A 20,021-nucleotide genomic window follows, 5' to 3' on the forward strand; every position below is an offset into this window, starting at 1 on the left:
TTGCCGCCGAACTGATCGAGGAAGAGTTCCGCGACCGTCGACTGGTACACCTTCCACATCTTCTTGCGCAGCGTGCGCCCCTTGTCGGTGATGCTCGCGTACGCGGCGCGGCCGTCGTCCGCCGAACGGGCGCGCGTGACGAGCCCTTCCTGCTCGAGCCGGTCGACCAGCCGCGTGAGGTTGTAACGCTCGATCGCGAGCACGTCGGCCAGCTCGTGCATCCGGCGCGTGCCGTCGGGCCCGCTCTCGAGCCCCCACAACGCGTCGTACCACGCATACGCCGGCAGGCCGGCAGCCGCGAGGCGGCGCTCGATTTCGCGAATCATCGTCCGGTGTGCGCGGACGAACGAGAACCACAGATCGGGTTCGGGTGCGCTCATGTCAGGTCGTTCCTCTCATTGAATTGCAGTTGCAATTAAATTTTACCTCGATAACAATTGCCCTCATACGATTGCAATTGCAATTACCTGCCCGCCGATCGACGGGCGTTCCGTCGCGCGATGCGGCGCCACGACCGCCGCCCCGCGCAGCCTTATGCTTCTGGAGACATTGCATGACCGCACCTCTCGCGCTACCCGACATCGACCCGCAGGAAACCCGCGAATGGCTCGATGCGCTCGAATCCGTGATCGCGCTCGAGGGCCGCCCGCGCGCGCATTACCTGATCGACCGGCTTTCCGACCTCGACGCGGCGCGCCACGGCGACCTGCACGGCCGCGTGACGACCGCGTACGTGAACACGGTGCCGCGCGAACGGCAGCCGGCCTATCCGGGCGATCTCGCGCTCGAACGGCGCCTGAACGCGATGATCCGCTGGAACGCGATGGTGATGGTGCTGCGCGCCGGCCGGCATTCGAACGTCGGCGGCCACATCGCGACCTACCAGTCGGCCGCAGTGCTGTACGACGTCGGTTTCGATCACTTCTTCCGCGGCCGCACCGATACTTTCGACGGCGACATGGTCTACATCCAGGGCCATTCGGCGCCCGGCATCTATGGCCGCGCGTACCTGGAAGGCCGCATCACGGACGCGCAACTCGACAACTTCCGCCGCGAGACCGGCCGCGAAGCGGGACGCGACGGGCTGTCGTCGTATCCGCATCCGCGGCTGATGCCGGATTTCTGGCAATTCCCCACCGTGTCGATGGGGCTCGGGCCGCTCACGGCCGCGTATCAGGCGCGCTTCATGCGCTACCTCGAATATCGCGGGCTGAAAGCACATCAGGGCCGCAAGGTCTGGGCATTTCTCGGCGACGGCGAAATGGACCAGCCCGAATCGCTCGCCGCGATCTCGCTCGCCGGGCGCGAACGGCTCGACAACCTGATCTTCGTCGTCAACTGCAACCTGCAGCGTCTCGACGGCCCGGTACGCGGCAACGGCAAGGTCATCCAGGAACTCGAAGGCACGTTCCGCGCGGCGGGCTGGAACGTCGTGAAGGTGATCTGGGGCGGCGGCTGGGATCGCCTGCTCGAACGCGACACAACGGGCCTGCTGCGTCAGCGCATGATGGAATGCGTCGACGGCGACTACCAGACCTTCAAGTCGCAGAGTGGCGCGTACGTGCGCGAGCATTTCTTCGGCAAGTATCCCGAACTGCTCGAGCTCGTCGCCGACCTGTCCGACGACGACATCTGGAAACTCGCGCGCGGCGGCCACGATCCGGAAAAGGTGCATGCGGCCTATACGCAGGCAATGCATGCGGACGGGCGGCCGACCGTCGTGCTCGCGAAGACGGTCAAGGGCTTCGGAATGGGCGAAGCCGGCGAAGGCCAGAACGTGAACCACCAGTTGAAGAAGATGAGCGCGGATGCCGTACGCGCGTTCCGCGACCGCTTCGCGCTGCCGGTCAGCGACGCGCAACTCGACGACCTGCCTTACCTGAAACCCGAACCCGGCAGCGCCGAGGCACGCTACTTCGCGGAACGCCGCGCCGCGCTCGGCGGCCACGTGCCCGCCCGCTTCAGCGACGTGGCGCCGCTGCCGGTGCCGCCGCTCGCCGCCTTCGACGCGCAGCTCAGGGACAGCGGCGAACGCGCGCTGTCCACGACGATGGCGTTCGTGCGCATCCTCGGCACGCTGCTGAAGGATCCGGCGCTCGGTAAGCTGGTCGTCCCGATCGTGCCGGACGAATCCCGCACGTTCGGGATGGAGGGGCTGTTCCGCCAGATCGGCATCCACTCGCATCTCGGCCAGCTCTACACGCCGCAGGACGCGGGCCAGCTCAGCTACTACCGGGAAGCGAAGGACGGGCAGATCCTGCAGGAAGGCATCAACGAATCGGGCGCGATCGCGTCGTGGATCGCGGCCGGTACCGCCTACAGCAACCACGGCCTGCCGGCGATCCCGTTCTACATCTTCTATTCGATGTTCGGGCTGCAGCGGGTCGGCGATCTCGCGTGGGCGGCCGGCGACGCGCGTACGCGCGGCTTCCTGCTCGGCGCGACGTCGGGCCGCACGACGCTGATGGGCGAAGGGCTGCAGCACGACGACGGGCACAGCCACGTGCTGTCGTCGGTGATTCCGAACTGCGTGTCGTACGACCCGACCTACGCGTACGAACTCGCGGTGATCGTGCGCGACGGCCTTCGGCGGATGTTCGCGGAACAGGAGGACGTCTACTACTACATCACGCTGCTCAACGAAAACTACCCGCATCCGGCGCTGCCCGACGGCGCGGAGGCCGGCATTCTCAAGGGCCTCTACCTGCTGCGCGAAGGCGCGTCGCGCGCGGCCGACATGCCGCACGTGCAGTTGATGGGCAGCGGCGCGATCCTGCGTGAAGTGATCGCCGCGAGCGACCTGCTCGCGCAGGACTTCGGCGTGTCGAGCGACGTGTGGAGCGCGACGAGCCTGAACGAGCTGCGCCGCGACGGGCTGGCCGCCGAACGCTGGAACCTGCTGCATCCCGATGAGGCGCCGCGCGTGCCGTACGTGCAGCAATGCCTCGACGGCCGCACGGGGCCGGTGGTCGTCGCGACCGATTACATGAAGATCGTCGGCGACCAGATCCGTGCGTTCGTCGACGGCCGGCGCTTCGTGTCGCTCGGCACCGACGGCTTCGGCCGCTCGGATACGCGCGACGCGCTGCGAACGTTCTTCGAGGTCGACCGGCACTTCATCGTGGTCGCGGCGCTGAAGGCGCTCGCCGACGACGGCGCGATCCCGCGTGCGCGCGTCGGCGAAGCCATCCGGCGCTACGGCATCGACGTCGACAAGATCGATCCGGCCAGCGTGTAGTCACGCGGCGCGCGGCAGGCACGATTGCGCCGGCCTGCCGCGCCGCCTTGCCCGCGCTACTGCCCCGACTGCGCGAGCGGGCCTTGCGGCCCCTGCCCCGTTCCCGACGGCCAGCCGCCCGCAAGCGCCTTGTACAGCGCGACCGTCGACGCCGCACTGCGCATCTGCCCGTCGGCCGCCGCATCCTGCGCCTGCAGCAGCGTGCGTTGTGCGTCGAGCACTTCGTAGTAGTCGATCGCGCCCGCCGAAAAACGCGCCTGCGCCAGTTGCGCGGCACGCGCGCTGTCGGTCGCGGCCCGCACGAGATGGTCCGTCTCGTCACGCGTGCGGGCCGCACGCAGCAGCGCGTTCTCCGTTTCCTCCAGCGCCCCGAGCACGGTCTGCCGGTATTGCGCGAGCTGCCCGGCCACTTCCGCATCGCTCGCGGCGATCCGTGCGCGCACGCGGCCGACGTCGAGGAACGACCAGTCGATGCCGAGCGCGATCAGGTTCGTATCGCTGCCCGCACGAAAGAACCCGTAGCTGCTCGTCGCGCTGCCGAGCAGGCCCGACAGCGTGAAGCGCGGAAACAGGTCGGCCGTCGCGACGCCGACGCGTGCGGTCGCCGCATGCAGCCGCGCCTCGGCGGCCGCGACGTCGGGCCGGCGCCGCAGCAGGTCGCCCGGCGTGCCGGGATCGATGTCGGCGGCCAGCGCCGGCAGCGGCACGGGCGTGCCCGCCGACCCGGCGGCCTTCGGGAGATCGAAGCGGCCGATCAGCGCATCCGGCGTCTGCCCTGTCAGCACCGCGAGCCGATGCTCGTCGACGCCGATCGCCGCTTCATACACGGCGATCCGCGACGTCGTCGATTCGTACTGCGCGCGCGCCCGCGCCGCATCGAGTTCGGAGCCGCGCCCCGCGCCGACGCGCGCATTGATCAGCGCGAGCGTCTGCTTCTGGTTGTCGGCGTTCTCGCGTGCGATCCGCAGCCGCTCCTGCGAGCCGCGCAAGTCGACGTACGTGCTCGCCACCTCGCCGGCGATCGCGACGCGCACCGCGCGCACGTCCGCCGCGCTGGCGGCTGTCTCCGCGCGCTGCGACTCGATCGAACGACGCACGCGGCCGAACAGGTCGAGTTCCCACGCCGCATTGATCCCGACGCTGGACGTCGGCGTATCGCGCTGGCTGCGCGGCGCCCCGAACGCCTGGTCCTTGCTCATCAGCTGATGACCGATCTTCCCGCTCGCGGTGATCGTCGGGTAGCGGTCGAACGTGGCCTGTGACAGCAGCGCATTCGATGCGTCGTAGCGCGACACGGCGACCTGGAGATCCTGGTTCGCCGCGAGCGCCGTGTCGATCAGCTGCGTCAGCTGCGGATCGCCGAAACCGCGCCAGAATGCGGCATCGGCATCGGCCGACGCGTCGGGCGGCGTATCCGGCGTCTTGCCGGACGGCAACGCGTCGCGCTGCGCCGCCGGATGCGCGTCGCGGGCAAACCGCTCGGCCGTGGCCGTATCGGGCCGCCTGAAATCGGGGCCGACCGCGCATGCGGCGAGCGTCACCGACATCGCGAGCGCGGAAAAACGGAAAGCGGCGCTCATCGGTTTTCTCCTTCGAGGGTGCCGTGGTGTTCGCTCCACACGGCCGGCGTGCCGCCCGCGAGCTTGCGGATCGCGACATAGAACACGGGCGTCAGGAACAGCCCGAACAGCGTGACGCCGAGCATCCCGGCGAACACGGTGATGCCGGTGGCGGCCCGCACTTCGCTGCCCGCGCCGCTGCCGATCAGAAGCGGCACCGAACCCGCGATGAACGCGACCGACGTCATCACGATCGGACGCAGCCGCAGCTTGCACGCTTCCAGCGCGGATTCGATCACGCCCTTGCCCTGGATTTCCAGCTCGCGCGCGAACTCGACGATCAGGATCGCGTTCTTGCACGCCAGCCCCATCAGCACGACGAGCCCGACCTGCACGAACACGTTGTTGTCGCCTCCCGACAGCCACACACCGAACAACGCCGCACAGATGCACACGGGCACGATCAGGATCACCGCGAGCGGCAGCGTCCAGCTCTCGTACAGCGACGCGAGCACGAGGAACACGAGCATCACCGCGAGCGGGAACACGACGATCGCCGCGTTGCTCTGCGTGACCTGCTGGTAGCTGAGGTCGGTCCACTCGAGCACGATCCCCGGCGGCAGCACGTCCTTCGCGATCTGCTGCAGCTTCTCGATCGCCTGCGACGACGACATCACCTTCGGATCCGCGTCGCCGATCAGGTTGGCGGCCGGATAACCGTTGTAGCGGACGACCGGGTCGGGCCCGTACGCGGGCGCCACCGTCACCATCGAGCCGATCGGCACCATCTCGCCCTTCGCGTTGCGCGTGCGCAGGTTCGCGATGTCGGCGGCCGTCTGCCGGTGGCCGGCATCCGCCTGCGCCATCACGCGGTACACGCGGCCGAACAGGTTGAAGTCGTTCACGTACATCGAGCCGAGATAGACCTGCAGCGTGCTGAACAGGTCGGTCAGCGCGACGCCCTGCGCCTTCGCCTTCAGCCGGTCGACCTTCACCTCGAGCTGCGGGATGTTCGCCTGGTACGAGCTGACCGGGTAGCTCATCCCCGGCGTCTTCGCGACCGCGGCCTGGAACGCGGTGAGCGCGTTCTGCAATGCGCCGTAGCCGAGCCCGCCGCGATCCTCCAGGTACAGCGAATACCCCGAGCCGTTGCCGAGGCCCTGGATCGGCGGCGGCATCAGCGCATAGGTGATGCCGCCGCCGATGGTCGCGAAGCGTGCGTTCAGGTCCGCGTTGATCTGCGCGGCGCTGCGGTGGCGCTGGTCGAACGGCTTCAGGATCACGTACGAGTTCGTGATGTTCGGCGTGTTGACGCCCTGCAGCGCGTTCAGCCCGGCAAACGCCGGCACCATCTCGACACCGTCGGTGCCGAGCGCGATCTTCGTCATCTGCTCGGTCACCTCGCTGGTGCGCGCCAGCGACGCGCCTTCCGGCAGCTTCGCGCCCGCGAACAGGTACAGCTTGTCCTGCACCGGGATGAAGCCGCCCGGCACCGCGTTGAGCAGCAGCGCGGTCGCCCCGAGCAACGCCGCATAGACCGCGAACACCACCCCGCGCCGCTTCAGCGTGCGCGAGACGACGCCGTGATAGCGATCCGAGCTGCGGTCGAAGAAGCGGTTGAACGGACGGAACAGCCAGCCGAACGCGCGGTCGAGCCCGCGCGTGAGCGCATCCTTCGGCGCGCCGTGCGGACGCAGCAGCTTCGCGGCGAGCGCGGGCGACAGCGTCAGCGAGTTGATCGCGGAGATCACCGTCGAGATCGCGATCGTCACCGCGAACTGCCGGTAGAACTGCCCCGTGACGCCCGACATGAACGCCATCGGCACGAACACCGCGCACAGCACGAGCGCGATCGCGACGATCGGCCCCGACACCTCGCGCATCGCCTGGTGCGCGGCGTCGCGCGGGCTCAAGCCCTGCGCGATGTTGCGCTCGACGTTCTCGACGACCACGATCGCATCGTCGACCACGATCCCGATCGCGAGCACGAGCCCGAACAGCGTGAGCGTGTTGATCGAATAACCGAGCAGATAGAGCCAAGCGAACGTGCCGACCACCGAGACGGGCACCGCGACGAGCGGAATGATCGACGCGCGCCATGTCTGCAGGAACAGGATCACGACGAGCACGACCAGCACGACGGCCTCGATCAGCGTGTGCTGCACCGCGCGGATCGAATCGCGCACGAATACCGTCGGATCCCACACGGGACGGTACGCGACGCCGGGCGGGAAGCGCTTCGACAGTTCGTCGAACTTCGCATACACGGCCTTCGCGACTTCGAGCGCGTTCGCCCCCGGCGACAGGAAGATGCCGACCACGGCCGATTGTTTGTCGTTGAAGTACGAGCGCAGCGTGTAGTCGCCCGCGCCGAGCTCGACGCGCGCGACGTCGGACAGCTTCACGACCTGGCCGTCGTCGCCGTTGCGCAGCACGATGTCGCCGAACTCCTGCGCCGTGCGCAGCCGGCCGCGCACGTTGATCGACAGGAGGAAGTCGTTTTTCTTCGGCGTCGGCTCCGCGCCGAGCTGACCCGCCGACACCTGCACGTTCTGCTCGCGCACGGCGGCAATCACGTCGCTCGCGGTCAGCCCGCGCGACGCGAGCCGGTTCGGGTCGAGCCACAGCCGCATCGCGTAGTCGCCGGAGCCGGACAAGCCGACGTCGCCGACACCGGTCAGCCGCGACAGCTCGTCCTTCACGTGCAGCGTCAGGTAGTTGCGCAGGTACAGCGAATCGCGGCTGTTGTCCGGCGAATAGAGGCTCACGTACATCAGCGGCGTCGGCGACTGCTTCTGCGTGGTCACGCCGTACTGGCGCACCTCGTCGGGCAGGCGCGACAGCGCCTGGCTCACGCGGTTCTGCACGCGCACGGCGGCCGTGTCGGGATCGACGCCCTGCAGGAACGTGACGACGACCTGCAGGCTGCCGTCCGACCCGGCAACCGACTTCATGTACATGATGCCTTCGACGCCGTTGATCGCCTCTTCCAGCGGTTCGGCGACCGATTCGGCGATTTCCTTCGGGTTCGCGCCCGGGTACGTCGCACGCACGACGACGCTCGGCGGCACGACTTCCGGGTATTCACCGGCGGGCAGCATCGGAATCGAGATCAGGCCGATCGCGAAGATGACGATCGACAGCACGACCGCGAAGATCGGCCGGTCGATGAAGAATCGGGAGAAATCCATCGTATCGCTCCCGTCACTGCACGGCCGGCGCGCCGGCATCGGCGACGGCCTGCGTGCCGTTGCCCGATCCGTTGCCCGCGCCATAACCGGCACCAGCACCGGCACCGGCATCGGCGCGTACGGGCAGTGCCTTCGGCTTCACCTGCGCGCCCGGATAGTAGATCCGCTGCATGCCGTCGACGACCACGCGGTCGCCCGCCTGGATCCCCTTCTCGATGATCCGCTCGCCGTCCAGCCCGCGGCCGATCGTCACGTCACGGCGCAGCGCCTTGTCGCCGGGGCCGATCACATACACGTACTTGCGGTCCTGGTCGGTGAGCACGGCCTTGTCGTCGACGAGCAGCGCATCCTGGTCGCGGCCGCTGACGAGCTGCACGCGCGCATACAGGCCGGGCGTAAACGCATGATCCGCATTCGGCAGCCGCACGCGCGCGCGGATCGTGCCCGTCTGCGGGTCGAGACGGTTGTCGAGGAAATCGACGGTGCCCGCATGCGGGAAGCCCGTCTCGTTCGAGAGGCCCACGCGAACCGGATCGGCGCCGATCGCGCGATGCTTCGGGTCGGCACGCCGTGCGTTGTAGCGCAGGTAGCTCTGTTCGTCGCAGTCGAAATACACGTAGACGGGGTTCTGCGACACGACGGTCGTCAGCAGCGTGTCGTCCGCGCGCGCCAGGTTGCCGACAGTGGCGACCGCGCGGCCGACGCGGCCCGCGATCGGCGCGCGCACTTCGGTGAAACCGAGATTGAGCTTCGCGTCGGCGACGGCCGCATCGGCCGCCTGCAGGTCAGCCCGCGCCTGCTCGGCCGTGGCGCGCGCGTTGTCGAGTTCTTCCTGCGACGTCGCATGCGCATCGATCAGCGTCTGCACGCGCTTGAGCTGCACGTTCGCGAGGCTCGCGGCCGCGCGGGCCCGCTGCAGCTGCGCGTTCGCGCGATCGAGTGCGATCCGGTACGGGCGCGGGTCGATCTCGAACAGCAGCGCGCCCTGCGCGACCAGGTCGCCCTCCTTGTAGGCGACGCGCTGCAGATAGCCGCTCACGCGCGGCCGCAGTTCGACTGCGTCGACCGCTTCGACGCGTCCGTTGAATTCGTCCGCGAGGCGGATCGTGCGCGGCGCGATGGTGGCAACGCCGACTTCGGGAAGGGCCGGGGCCGACGATGCGCCTTTGCCGTCGTGACAGCCCGACAACGCCAGCAGCAGTGCACAGGCCGCGCCCAAAGGCGACGTCCTGCGTAGGGATAAGGAGAGCATGATGCCTCGCGACGGGTTAAACTGCCGCGTAGCATAAAAGTTGAAGTTAACTTCAAGTCAAGCTTTCCCGGAGGGGTGTCATGGGTATCCAGGAAATCCCGCAATGGCCGCTGATGTCGATCCGCGAAGTGGCCGCGCGCAGCGGCGTGCCAGCGTCGACCTTGCGGTTCTACGAGACGCGCGGGCTCATCAAATCGCACCGCAACGGCTCGAGCCATCGCCACTATTCACGCGCGGTGCTGCGGCTGATCGCGTTCATCGTGTTCGCGCAGAAGATCGGCTATTCGCTCGACGAGATCGCCGAGCAGCTCGTCAGCCTGCCCGAGGACACCGCGCCGAGCAACAAGGATTGGCAGCGGCTGTCGCGCGGCTGGAAGCAACGCGTCGCGAGCCGGATCGAGGAACTGCAGCGGCTCTACATCAACCTCGACGAATGCATCGGCTGCGGCTGCCTGTCGCTGAAGCGCTGCAAGCTGACGAACCCGGAAGACCGCGCGGGCCGCAACGGGCCCGGCGCGCGGCGCTGGCTCGGCGATACGCCGCCCAAGGATCTCGAATGACCGGCGGCCGGGCGAGGCGCGCGATGCCGTGCCCGGCCTCCGGTACGGATGGCGTCACCCGACGCGCCAGCCGCCGTTCACCGCGATCGTCGCGCCGGTGACGAACGACGCGCGCGGCCCGGCGAGCCACGCGACCGCGTCCGCGATGTCGTCCGGATGCCCGGCGCGGCCGGCCGGCGTCTGCTCGCGAATCGTCGCCGCGATGGCCGGCGCGACGCCGCCGTCCCCGAAGAAGCGTGTGTCGGCGATATAGCCTGGCGCGACCGTATTGACCGTCGCGCCGCGCGGCCCGAGTTCGCGCGCCAACGCAACGGTGAACCCTTCGACGCCGGCCTTCGCCGCCGCGTACGCCAGGCCGCCCGGCAGCAGGCTGCCGGCGCGCGCCGCGATCGAGCCGAGGTTGACGATCCGCGCGTCGCGCTCGGCCAGGTGCGGCAGCACGGCCAGGGTCGTCACGAACAGGCTTTTCAGGTTCGCGTCGAGCACGGCATCCCACACGGTCTCGGCCTCGCCCGCCTCGGTGTCCGCGCCAACGCGGCCGGTCAGCCCCGCGTTGTTGACCAGCACGTCCACGCTAGGCCACTGCGCGACGATCGCGGCGACCACCGCCTCAGCCTCGCGCCGCACGCTCAAATCACCGGCCTGCCCGATCGCCGCGCCGCCGAGACGCGCGACGGCCGCGTCCAGCCGCGCCGTGTCGCGCCCGACGATCGCGACGCGATACCCGTCCTCCACCAGCCGCCGTGCGATCGCGAAGCCGATCCCGCTCGACCCGCCCGTGACGATCGCCGTCCGTTGCCGTTCACTGCCCGTCATGTCCTGCCCTCCCGAATGTTGACGATTGCCGACAGTGCAAGTCTGGGCGTGGCGAGGTGATAGGTAAAATACGAATTCGATGATCCACTGATACACGAGAGGTATCGCATGATCGATCTGCGCCAGTTCAGGCAATTCATCGCGGTTGCCGAGACGCTCAGCTTCCGGCGTGCGGCCGAGCGGCTGCACATGGCGCAGCCGCCGCTCAGCGCGGCGATCCGCAAGCTCGAAGACGAGCTGGGCGTCTCGCTGCTCGAGCGCGACAACCGCGGCTCGACGCTCACGCCGGCCGGCGAGGCATTCCTGCTCGAAGCTCGGCGCGCGCTCGAACAGGCCGAACGCGCGGTGGCCGTGGCCCGCCGCGCGGGCGCGGGCCTCGGCGGCACGCTGCGGCTGCGCTTCGTCGACAGCACCGTCAACGCGCTATTGCCGCTGATCCTGCGGGCGTTCCAGGAACGCCATCCAGGCGTCGATTTCCAGCTCGAGGAAGGCACGACCGCCGAGCAGGTGCTCGCGCTGCGCCACGACCGCACCGACATCGGCCTCGTCGTGCTGCCGGTGGCCGACGCGGGCGACGTGCGCGTCGAGCCGCTGCTGCGCGACCGGATGGTCGCGGCGCTGCCCGACGGTCACCGGCTCGCACGCCGCCGGCACATCGCGCTCGCCGACCTGGCGGACGACCCGTGGGTCATGTTCGCCGCGCACCACGGTCCCGGCATGCATGCGCTGATCGTGACCGCATGCGCGCAGGCCGGCTTCGCGCCGCGCGTCGTCCAGCAGCCGCGCCAGATGCAGACGACGGCCGGGCTCGTCGCGGGCGGGATCGGCGTCGCACTGATGCCGCGCCTGTTCGTGCCGATGCAACCGAAAGGCATTACGTTCTGCGAACTGAAGGGTGCGGGCAGCCCGCTCGCGTACGAGCTGGCGATCGCGTACCGGACGCCATCGCCGCTCGTCGATGCGCTGCGCGAGACCGCGCGAAACGCGGTGCGCAAACTGGGGCTGGTCGCCGCGACGTGAGTGTGCGCGTGGTGCGCGGCGCTCAGTCGCCGACGAGGTTGAACGCGGCGTCGGTCACGGCACGCCGGAACGCGTCCGGCTGCGTGGGCAGCGACGTGAACTCCAGCATGATGTGGCTGTACGACACCGTGTTGCCGATCGCGCTCGCGATCATGAAGAACAGCACGTTCGGATCGACCGCGCGAATCGCGCCGGCCTGCACGGCGTCCGCCAGCAGCGGGAACATCACGTCGTAATACGGACGGACGAGCCGCTCCTGCAGCCGGTCGAGCCGCCCGCCCACTTCGGTCGCCGCCGTCGAGAAGAACATGCCCATGTCGGGTTCGTCGAACTCATGGTCGACGCACAGCTCGAGTGCGCGCCGCACGCGTTCGCGATGCGACAGCGGCGACGTACGCAACGCACGCAGCGCATCGAACATCGGCTCGGCGATCTCGACGATCTGCTCGACGACGGCCAGCCACAACGTTTCCTTCGTACCGAAATGATGGGCGATCAGCGCCGCGTCGATGCCCAGCTCGCGCGCGACCTCGCGCACGCTCGTCGCGTCGTAGCCCCGCTTCGCGAACGTACGGCGCGCGGCCCGCAATATCACGTCCGGTCCGACGGACGCCCCGGCCAGCGGCCGCCCTCGCATACGCCGCTTGCCCGGCGCGCGCTCAGTGACTTCAGCCACGTTTCCCTGCTCTCCTTGAATGATTCGAATGCGCCTGTTCCAGCCCCGCTTCAGCACCGCCGAAACCGCGTGATTTGCCCCGCTCCGTTGACACGCGAAGCCGGGAAGCGCTAGGATCATACCTTATTCATCACGTGATGATTTATCCATGGCAACCCCTACACGTATCGTCATCGTCGGCGGCGGGATCGCCGGACTGCAGCTCGCCACGCGTCTGGGCGAGCGTCTCGGCCGGTCCGGGCGCGCACAGGTCACCGTCGTCGACCGCAGCCCGACCCACATCTGGAAACCGATGTTGCACACGATCGCGGCCGGTACGCGCGACGTGCAGCAGCAGCAGGTGATCTTCCTCGCCCATGCCCGCGATCACGGTTACACGTACCAGCCCGGCGAACTGAAGGGGCTCGATCGCGCGCGGCGCCGCGTGCAGCTCGGCGAGATCCGCTCGCAGGACGGCGAACTCGTGCTCGACGCCCGCGAACTCGAATACGACGTGCTGATCCTCGCGCTCGGCAGCCAGGCCAACGATTTCGGCACGCCGGGCGTACGCGAGCACTGCTATTTCATCGACAGCCAGCCGCAGGCCGAGACCTTCAACGAAGCGTTGCGGATGCGCGTATTTCGCAGCATCGCGCGCGACGAGCCGTTCCGCGTCGCGATCGTCGGTGCCGGCGCGACCGGCGTCGAGCTTGCCGCGGAGCTGAGCCGCCTGCTGGAAGTGGCACAAGCCTATGGCGACGAAACGGTACGCGACCGGCTGCAACTCACGCTGCTTGAAAGCGGTCCGCGCATCCTCGCCGCATTTCCGCCGAAGATTTCCGCATCGGCACAGCAACGGCTCGAACAGATCGGCTTTCACGTGCTGACGTCGACCCGCGTCACGTCGGCCGACGCGAACGGCTTTCACTACGGCGACGGTTCGTTTGCGGAAGCCGACCTCATGGTGTGGGCGGCCGGCGTAAAGGCGCCCGATTTCATGCAGGCGCTCGGCGGCCTCGACACGAATCGCGCGAACCAGATCGTCGTCGGCCCGACGCTGCAGGCAACGGGCGACGAACACGTGTTCGCGATCGGCGATTGCGCGAGCCTGTTGCCCGACGGCCAGGAACGGCCGCTGCCGCCCACCGCGCAGGTCGCGACGCAGCAGGCCGAGCATCTCGCGAAGCACCTGCCCGCGTGGCTCGACGGCAAGCCGATGCCGCCGTTCGCGTTCCACGATTTCGGCGCGCTCGTGTCGATCAGCGACTACGACGCGTTCGGCACGCTCGGGCAGTTCGGGTTCTTTCGTGGCGGCTTCATCCAGGGGCGATTCGCGCAATTCAGCCACCTGATGCTCTACCGGCGGCACCAGCAGGCGCTGCACGGCTTCTCCAAGGCGAGCCTGCTGTGGATCGCCGAACGGATCAACGGCTGCGCGCGGCCGCGCATCCGCCTGTCGTGATGCCGCGCGTTGCGGTGCCGCGTAACGTTTCGAGGAAAACTGACATGAACAACCGTATCGCCCCCTGGCTCATGACCGTCGCCGCGATCGGCAGCTTCGACATGCCGTCCGTCTCGTGGAGCACGCCGCGGCGGCGCAGCGTCACGCGCGACCGGCTGCCGTCGTGGGACGCGACGAGCAAGCCGGCCATCAGCGTACTCGAGCGGCCCACGGCCGACACCGTGATGATTTCCTGGCGCGACGCATGCACCGGGCACTACGGTTATCAGAAGTGGCGGTTGTTCACCACGCGCAAGCGCGGCGTGTGCGCGCTGTCGGGGCAGCCGATCGAGATCGGCGACAGCGTCTATGCGCCGCAATTGCTCGGCTCGACGCCGGGCAACGCCGCCGCGATGGTGCTGGCCGCGTGCATCGACGCGGCCCGCCCCGCCGAGGCGGCCTGAAGGCGCGGGATACCGCTTCAGGCCGTGGTGACGCGATCCGCCTCGCGGGCCGCCTCGTTCATCCGTGCTTCGGCTTCCTCATCCAGCCGCGCCGCATTCGCTTCGGCTTCCGCTTCGGGCATCAGCTCGCCTTCCCATTTCGCGACCACCGCGCTGGCGATCGAGTTGCCCACTGCGTTCGTGGCCGAACGGCCCATGTCGAGGAACGTATCGACGCCGAGAATCAGCAGCAGCCCGGCTTCCGAGATGTTGAACTGGTGCAGCGTCGCGGCGATCACGACGAGCGACGCGCGCGGCACGCCGGCCATGCCTTTCGACGTCAGCATCAGGATCAGCAGCATCGTGACCTGCGTGCCGAGCGACAGGTGAATACCGTACGCCTGCGCGATGAACAGCGACGCGAACGTGCAGTACATCATCGAGCCGTCGAGGTTGAACGAATACCCCATCGGCATCACGAAGCTCGAGATCTTGCGGCGCACGCCGAAACGGTCGAGCGCATCGAGGATCTTCGGATACGCGGCTTCCGAGCTCGCGGTCGCGAACGACAGCATGAACGCTTCCTTGATCAGCACCAGCAGCTTGAACACGCGGCGGCCGAGGAACAGCAGCCCGGCGATGACGAGCGTGCCCCACAGCAGGAACAGGCTCAGGTAGAAATCGCCCATGAACACCGCGAACTTCAGCAGGATCGACAGGCCGTTGATCGCGACCGTCGACGCCATCGCCGCCAGCACCGCGAGCGGCGCGAGCTTCATCACATAGCCGGTAATCCTGAGCATCACGTGCGCGAGCTGGTCGATCGCCGCGACGAGGATCTTGCCGCGCTCGCCGAGCGACGCAAGCGCCACGCCGAAGAACATCGAGAACACGACGATCTGCAGGATCTCGTTGTTCGCCATCGCCTCGGCGATCGACTTCGGCACCATGTGACCGACGAAATCCTTCAGCGTGAACTTGGACGTCGCCAGATGCGCGGACGCGCCGATATCCGGCAGCGGCAACCCGAGGTTCTCGCCGGGCCGCAGCAGGTTCGCCATCAGCAGGCCGAGCAGCAGCGAGATCAGCGACGCGGTGACGAACCAGCCGAGCGCCTTCACGAACACGCGCCCCACCGACGACGCGTCGCCCATGTGCGCGATGCCGACGACGAGCGTCGAGAACACCAGCGGGCCGATCACCATCTTGATCAGCCGCAGGAACACGTCGGACACCAGCGAGATGTACCCGGCGATCTCCGCCGCGGACTGCTTGTCCGGCAGTTGCGTATAGATCATGTAGCCGATCAGGATGCCGGCCGCCATCGCGAGCAGGATCCAGCCTGCCGCGGACATTCGTTTGTTCATGATGGAATTCGATGCACGGGAAGAAGTTGAAGGATGAAAGGCGCGCGTCCCGTGCCGTGCCAGGGCGCGTGCGTGGCGAGCCAACCGTGCCCGGTGTGTCGGCCACGGCCGGCGGCGCCGGTCAGGCTCGCGGATGTCCGCGAACCGACGGACTGCCGCCGCAACGACGCTCGCGCAAGGGCAAACGTCGTCGGCGGCGGTTCAGCTCGATGCCGACCGGATCCGGTCAGTAGCCGATTGCCGATCCGGCCGGACGACGCGGGTCGTTGTAGCCGTAGATGAAGCCGACACGCACGTTGCCGGACACGGACGAATCGTTCCCGGAACTCTGGCGGCTCGCGGCTTCGGTGCCCGGCAGGCCGACCATGATCAGCTCGGCGGCGCCCCACGGCGTCTGCTCGACCATCTTGTAGCCCATGTTGCGCAGGATCGCGAGCGTGTCGGGCGACAGGCCGTAGGTCTCGTAATAGACCTCGTCAGGCAGCCACTGGTGATGGATCCGCGGCGCGGTGACGGCATCCTGCGGCGTCATCCCGTAGTCGATCACGTTCAGCACCGTCTGCAGCGTGATCGTGATGATGCGCGACCCGCCCGGCGAACCGACCACCATGAACACCTTGCCGTCCTTCTTCACGATGGTCGGCGCCATCGACGACAGCGGACGCTTGCCCGGCGCGATCGAGTTACGCGTGCCCTGCACGAGACCGAACAGGTTCTGCGCGCCGACCTTCACGGTGAAATCGTCCATCTCGTCGTTCAGGAAGAAGCCCGTGCCCGGCGCGATGACCACGGCGCCGAAGCGGCCGTTGACCGTGTAGGTCGTCGACACCGCGTTGCCGTCCTTGTCGACGATCGAATAGTGGGTCGTCTCCGGCTTCTCGTGCACGCCGACACCCGGCTGCACGTCCACCGACGGCGTCGCCGTATCGGCATGGATGCTCTTGCGGATCTGCGCCGCGTATTCCTTGCTCGTCAGCTTCGCGACCGGGTTGTCGATGAAGTTCGGATCGCCGAGCAGCGTGTTGCGATCCTCGTATGCGTGCCGCATCGCTTCGGTCATGTAGTGGACCGCCGCGGCCGAGTGGTAGCCGAGCTTGCGCAGGTCGTACCCTTCGAGGATGTTCAGCGTCTCGCACATCGTCACGCCGCCCGAGCTCGGCGGCGGCGCCGACACGAACTCGTAGCCGCGATACGTGCACGTCAGCGGCGCCATGTCCTGCGCGCGGTAGGACGCGAAATCGGCGGCCGTGATCACGCCGCCCGCGCGCCTGGCCGCGGCCTCGACGATCTTCGGGATCTCGCCGTGATAGAACGCGTCGGGCCCCTGCTCCGCGATGCGCTCGAGCGTGCGTGCGAGGTCCTTCTGCACGAGGCGGTCGCCCGGCTGCAGCGGCGTGCCGTCCGGGCGGAGGAAGATGCGGGCCGCTTCCGGGTCCTTCCTGAAGCGCGCGACCGTCGTGTCGAGGATGTCCGTATCGCCGCGCGTCAGCACGAAACCGTCGCGCGCGAGCCGGATCGCCGGTTCCATCACCTGCCTGCGCGTCAGCTTGCCGTACTTGCGCTGCGCGAGATCGAGGCCCGCGACCGTGCCCGGCACGCCGACCGCGCGATAGCCGTACAGGCTGTCGTCGGGGATGATGTTGCCGTTCGCGTCGAGGTACATGTTCGCGGAAGCCGCGGCCGGTGCGGTCTCGCGGAAATTGATGAAGCGGTCGCGGCCGTCGGCCAGGTGAAGGGTCATGAAACCGCCGCCGCCGATATTGCCGCAGCACGAATTGGTCACGGCCTGCGCATAGCCGACCGCCACTGCCGCATCCACCGCGTTGCCGCCTTCCTTCAGGATGTCGACGCCGATCTGCGACGCGAAGTGCTGCGAGGACACGACCATGCCGTTCTTCGCTTCGACCGCCGGGTCCGACGCGGCGAACGCGCACACGCTCATTGCCGACAACAGGGTGAGTACTACGAGCCGCCTCATGACGGAATCCTCCAGACAAATAAACCGTGCCATGCCGGAATGCGACGCCGCATCGTCACGCATCGAAGCATCGATTCGCGATGTAATGAACCGTACATTCCAGCGAGGCCGCGATCATAGCACTCGGTTTTTTACACCAAAACCTAGGGTTATCACTGAACCATGAACGAATATCGACCGGATGTTTTCTTTATCAATGTATGTTTCATTACATTCATTGACGAGCCGGCCGACCGTGCGATGCGCCCCTCTAATTCCGGAGTGCGGGCGGCCCGCCGCACGTCAATCGGCTAACATGCGTGGGTTCGCCGGCAGACGCACGTCTGCCGTTTGTCATTTGGATTGAGAGAGTCGGAGTGCCCGATGGGGACGAGCATCAGGGCGTTGCTGTTATCCCAGATGGATAGCTTCACGCCGTCGGAACAGAAGGTTGCGCAGGCGTTGCTGGATCGCTATCCCAGTCTCGGGCTGGGGCCCATCGCGCAGTTCGCGAAGCAGGCCGACGTGAGCGACCCGACCGTGTTTCGCTTCGTCGTCAGGATCGGGTTTCCCAACTATTCGTCGTTCCAGCAGGCGCTGTACGGCGAAATCGACACCGCGATGAATTCGCCGCTCGCGCGGATGGACGCGTTTCACTCGGCTTCGGGGCTGCGCGACAGTCATTCGGCGATTTTCCAGCGGTTGTCGCAATCGCTGGCCACCACGATCGAAGGACTCGATGCGGCGGCGTTCGACGCCGCCGTGGCACTGCTGGCCGATCAGGACGTTCGCGTTTTCTGCGGCGGCGGGCGTTACACCGCGCCGCTCGCTTCGCTGTTTTCGTTCACGCTCGCGTATGCGCGGCCACGCGTCCAGTATGTCGAACCGAATGTGAACCTCGCCTCGGTCGCCCTGGCGGACATGGGGCCCGGCGACGTGCTCGTCATTTTCGATTTCCGCCGCTACCAGCGCGACAGCATCCGGTTCGCGCAAGCCGCACACCAGCTCGGCACGCGCGTGCTGCTGGTCACCGACGAATGGCATTCGCCGATCGGGGAATTTGCGGAGATCGTGCTGCGGATCCAGGGGCAGCCGTTCGCGATGCTGCAGACCAACGTGCCGGCGCTCGCGCTCGCCGAAGCGCTCGTGATCGGCGTGACGAACCGGTTGCCTGAGCTGGCAAGGCAGCGGATGGAAAGGATCGAATCGCTCAATACCGGCGGAATCGAGCAGCACGCCAACAGTCGCGATCTGCCCGAATGACGATCGCTCGCCATTCGGGCACGGACTTCAGCTCTCGACATCCTCGAGACTGAACACTTCCGTCTTGTCGTTATACGAAAAGACTTCGCCGTAACGCCCCCAGTCGATCACCGCGTCGAGCGTTTCCTCGGCGGCTTCATCGGACAGGAAATCCTCCAGCTCCTGCTCGAAGCGCACGCGCGGCGCGCGATGGCCCGGGCGCTCGTTCAGCACCTTCCTGATCCGTGCAGCCAGCGGCACGTGCTTCAGCAGGTGATCGGCAAACATCAGCTTGCGCTCCTGCGTGCCGAACTCCGCGAACACACGCGCCGGCGGCGTCAGGAACACGTCCCCTTCCCGCACGTCCGCGAAGTCGAGGTATTGCAGCACTTCGGCGATCGGGAACAGTTCGTCGACCTCGAGATGCAGCGTACGCGCGATTTCCGGCATGTCCGCACGGCCATGGTACGGCGCCATCGCGAGCGTCTCGATCAGGCCGGCCATCAGGTTGGTCGACACGCGCGGCATCCAGCTGCCGAGCTCCAGCCCCTTCTTCGTCGCCTCGTTGGTCTGGCGCGCGGTCATCTTCGCGTAGATGTCGTCGACGAGCTTGCGGAAATCCGTGTCGAGCCGGTTGCGCGGATGCTTGAACGGCACCTTGATCTCGGCGATCACGCGGCCCGGGTTCGACGACAGCACGAGGATCCGGTCGCACATGAACACGGCTTCCTCGATGTTGTGCGTGACGATCAGCACCGACTTGATCGGCATGCGGCCTTGCGTCCACAGGTCGAGCAGGTCGGTACGCAGCGTCTCGGCGGTCAGCACGTCGAGCGCGGAGAACGGTTCGTCCATCAGCAGGATCGTCGGGTCGACGACGAGCGCGCGCGCAAAGCCCACGCGCTGGCGCATGCCGCCCGACAGCTCGCGCGGGTACGCGTTCTCGAAACCGTCGAGACCGATCAGGTCGATCGCGGCAAGCGCACGCTCGCGCCGCTCGCGCGCGCCGACGCCGAGCGCTTCCAGCCCGGCTTCCACGTTCTGCAGCACGGTGAGCCACGGGAACAGCGCGAAGGTCTGGAACACCATCGCGACGCCTTCGGCCGGGCCGCGCAGCGGCTTGCCGAGATAGGTCACCTCGCCGCCGGTCGGCTCGATCAGCCCGGCGATGATGCGCAGCAGCGTCGACTTGCCCGAGCCGGAACGGCCGAGCAGGCCGACGATCTCGCCTTCGCGCAGCGACAGGTTCGCATCGTCGAGCACGAGCAGTTCGCCCTGCG

The 20,021-nt window shown here is 67.6% G+C and carries 15 protein-coding genes; 6 read left to right on the plus strand and 9 right to left on the minus strand.

Going from position 1 to position 20,021, the window contains the following annotated elements; genetic code table 11:
* A partial coding sequence (locus tag ABY44_RS32220; RefSeq protein ID WP_431643243.1) for a MarR family winged helix-turn-helix transcriptional regulator occupies window positions 1–380 on the minus strand: 380 nt, incomplete at its 3' end.
* A 173-nt stretch (window positions 381–553) separates the two neighbouring features.
* On the opposite strand from ABY44_RS32220, the gene aceE reads away from it, so the two are divergent.
* Entirely contained in the window at window positions 554–3,238 is a 2,685-nt protein-coding gene (gene aceE / locus ABY44_RS32225) for a pyruvate dehydrogenase (acetyl-transferring), homodimeric type (protein ID WP_431643245.1), read from the plus strand.
* Window positions 3,239–3,294: 56 nt separating this feature from the next.
* On the opposite strand, the gene ABY44_RS32230 is transcribed toward aceE, so the two are convergent.
* Genes ABY44_RS32230 through ABY44_RS32240 form a run of 3 tightly spaced genes read right to left on the minus strand, consistent with a single transcriptional unit; the run spans window position 3,295 to window position 9,240 of the window.
* Window positions 3,295–4,818, minus strand: a complete 1,524-nt coding sequence (locus tag ABY44_RS32230) for an efflux transporter outer membrane subunit (protein ID WP_060173511.1) — start codon at window positions 4,816–4,818, stop codon at window positions 3,295–3,297.
* Window positions 4,815–7,988 (minus strand): efflux RND transporter permease subunit, encoded by a 3,174-nt coding sequence (locus tag ABY44_RS32235; protein ID WP_059697808.1) that lies wholly within the window; start codon window positions 7,986–7,988, stop codon window positions 4,815–4,817. Before ABY44_RS32235 ends, ABY44_RS32230 begins: the two co-directional genes overlap by 4 nt.
* A 13-nt stretch (window positions 7,989–8,001) precedes the next feature.
* Window positions 8,002–9,240 carry an efflux RND transporter periplasmic adaptor subunit gene (locus tag ABY44_RS32240; RefSeq protein ID WP_060173512.1) on the minus strand — a complete coding sequence of 413 codons (1,239 nt, stop codon included), beginning with the start codon at window positions 9,238–9,240 and terminating at the stop codon, window positions 8,002–8,004.
* A gap of 80 nt (window positions 9,241–9,320) precedes the next feature.
* On the opposite strand from ABY44_RS32240, the gene soxR reads away from it, so the two are divergent.
* Window positions 9,321–9,800, plus strand: a complete 480-nt coding sequence (gene soxR / locus ABY44_RS32245) for a redox-sensitive transcriptional activator SoxR (protein ID WP_027789424.1) — start codon at window positions 9,321–9,323, stop codon at window positions 9,798–9,800.
* A 54-nt stretch (window positions 9,801–9,854) separates the two neighbouring features.
* Here soxR and ABY44_RS32250 read toward each other — a convergent pair whose 3' ends face one another.
* Complete coding sequence (locus ABY44_RS32250) at window positions 9,855–10,616, minus strand: SDR family NAD(P)-dependent oxidoreductase (protein WP_060173513.1); 762 nt, start codon at window positions 10,614–10,616, stop codon at window positions 9,855–9,857.
* 108 nt (window positions 10,617–10,724) lie between these two features.
* Between ABY44_RS32250 and ABY44_RS32255 the strand changes: the two genes are divergently transcribed.
* Window positions 10,725–11,636 carry a LysR family transcriptional regulator gene (locus ABY44_RS32255; protein ID WP_060173514.1) on the plus strand — a complete coding sequence of 304 codons (912 nt, stop codon included), beginning with the start codon at window positions 10,725–10,727 and terminating at the stop codon, window positions 11,634–11,636.
* Window positions 11,637–11,658: 22 nt separating this feature from the next.
* On the opposite strand, the gene ABY44_RS32260 is transcribed toward ABY44_RS32255, so the two are convergent.
* Window positions 11,659–12,312 carry a TetR/AcrR family transcriptional regulator gene (locus ABY44_RS32260; RefSeq protein ID WP_027789427.1) on the minus strand — a complete coding sequence of 218 codons (654 nt, stop codon included), beginning with the start codon at window positions 12,310–12,312 and terminating at the stop codon, window positions 11,659–11,661.
* 148 nt (window positions 12,313–12,460) lie between these two features.
* Between ABY44_RS32260 and ABY44_RS32265 the strand changes: the two genes are divergently transcribed.
* A complete protein-coding gene (locus tag ABY44_RS32265; RefSeq protein WP_027789428.1) occupies window positions 12,461–13,753 on the plus strand; it encodes an NAD(P)/FAD-dependent oxidoreductase in 1,293 nt (430 codons plus the stop codon).
* Window positions 13,754–13,797: 44 nt separating this feature from the next.
* Window positions 13,798–14,196: a DUF3331 domain-containing protein gene (locus ABY44_RS32270; RefSeq protein ID WP_060173515.1), complete on the plus strand. Its 399-nt coding sequence runs from the start codon at window positions 13,798–13,800 to the stop codon at window positions 14,194–14,196.
* Between the two features lie 17 nt (window positions 14,197–14,213).
* On the opposite strand, the gene ABY44_RS32275 is transcribed toward ABY44_RS32270, so the two are convergent.
* The gene (locus tag ABY44_RS32275) at window positions 14,214–15,542 is read right to left on the minus strand and encodes a dicarboxylate/amino acid:cation symporter (protein WP_431643254.1); all 1,329 of its coding nucleotides are present in this window, start codon (window positions 15,540–15,542) and stop codon (window positions 14,214–14,216) included.
* A gap of 226 nt (window positions 15,543–15,768) precedes the next feature.
* Entirely contained in the window at window positions 15,769–17,520 is a 1,752-nt protein-coding gene (gene ggt / locus ABY44_RS32280; RefSeq protein ID WP_060173517.1) for a gamma-glutamyltransferase, read from the minus strand.
* Window positions 17,521–17,883: 363 nt separating this feature from the next.
* On the opposite strand from ggt, the gene ABY44_RS32285 reads away from it, so the two are divergent.
* A complete protein-coding gene (locus ABY44_RS32285; RefSeq protein ID WP_060173518.1) occupies window positions 17,884–18,762 on the plus strand; it encodes a MurR/RpiR family transcriptional regulator in 879 nt (292 codons plus the stop codon).
* 27 nt (window positions 18,763–18,789) lie between these two features.
* On the opposite strand, the gene ABY44_RS32290 is transcribed toward ABY44_RS32285, so the two are convergent.
* The coding region (locus ABY44_RS32290) for an ABC transporter ATP-binding protein (protein WP_431643256.1) at window positions 18,790–20,021 on the minus strand (1,232 nt) is incomplete at its 5' end.

Origin of the sequence: Burkholderia sp. ZZQ-2, assembly GCF_050768715.1 — a bacterium.
Classification (GTDB): Bacteria; Pseudomonadota; Gammaproteobacteria; order Burkholderiales; family Burkholderiaceae; genus Burkholderia; species Burkholderia cepacia.

What these genes read in the sequence shown, in the direction of transcription:
- ggt (WP_060173517.1), bottom strand. Translation starts at nt 17,520, where the DNA reads ATGAGGCGGCTCGTAGTACTCACCCTGTTGTCGGCAATGAGCGTGTGC.
- aceE (WP_431643245.1), top strand. Translation starts at nt 554, where the DNA reads ATGACCGCACCTCTCGCGCTACCCGACATCGACCCGCAGGAAACCCGC.
- ABY44_RS32270 (WP_060173515.1), top strand. Translation starts at nt 13,798, where the DNA reads ATGAACAACCGTATCGCCCCCTGGCTCATGACCGTCGCCGCGATCGGC.
- ABY44_RS32230 (WP_060173511.1), bottom strand. Translation starts at nt 4,818, where the DNA reads ATGAGCGCCGCTTTCCGTTTTTCCGCGCTCGCGATGTCGGTGACGCTC.
- ABY44_RS32250 (WP_060173513.1), bottom strand. Translation starts at nt 10,616, where the DNA reads ATGACGGGCAGTGAACGGCAACGGACGGCGATCGTCACGGGCGGGTCG.
- soxR (WP_027789424.1), top strand. Translation starts at nt 9,321, where the DNA reads ATGGGTATCCAGGAAATCCCGCAATGGCCGCTGATGTCGATCCGCGAA.
- ABY44_RS32265 (WP_027789428.1), top strand. Translation starts at nt 12,461, where the DNA reads ATGGCAACCCCTACACGTATCGTCATCGTCGGCGGCGGGATCGCCGGA.
- ABY44_RS32275 (WP_431643254.1), bottom strand. Translation starts at nt 15,542, where the DNA reads ATGAACAAACGAATGTCCGCGGCAGGCTGGATCCTGCTCGCGATGGCG.
- ABY44_RS32255 (WP_060173514.1), top strand. Translation starts at nt 10,725, where the DNA reads ATGATCGATCTGCGCCAGTTCAGGCAATTCATCGCGGTTGCCGAGACG.
- ABY44_RS32240 (WP_060173512.1), bottom strand. Translation starts at nt 9,240, where the DNA reads ATGCTCTCCTTATCCCTACGCAGGACGTCGCCTTTGGGCGCGGCCTGT.
- ABY44_RS32235 (WP_059697808.1), bottom strand. Translation starts at nt 7,988, where the DNA reads ATGGATTTCTCCCGATTCTTCATCGACCGGCCGATCTTCGCGGTCGTG.
- ABY44_RS32285 (WP_060173518.1), top strand. Translation starts at nt 17,884, where the DNA reads ATGGGGACGAGCATCAGGGCGTTGCTGTTATCCCAGATGGATAGCTTC.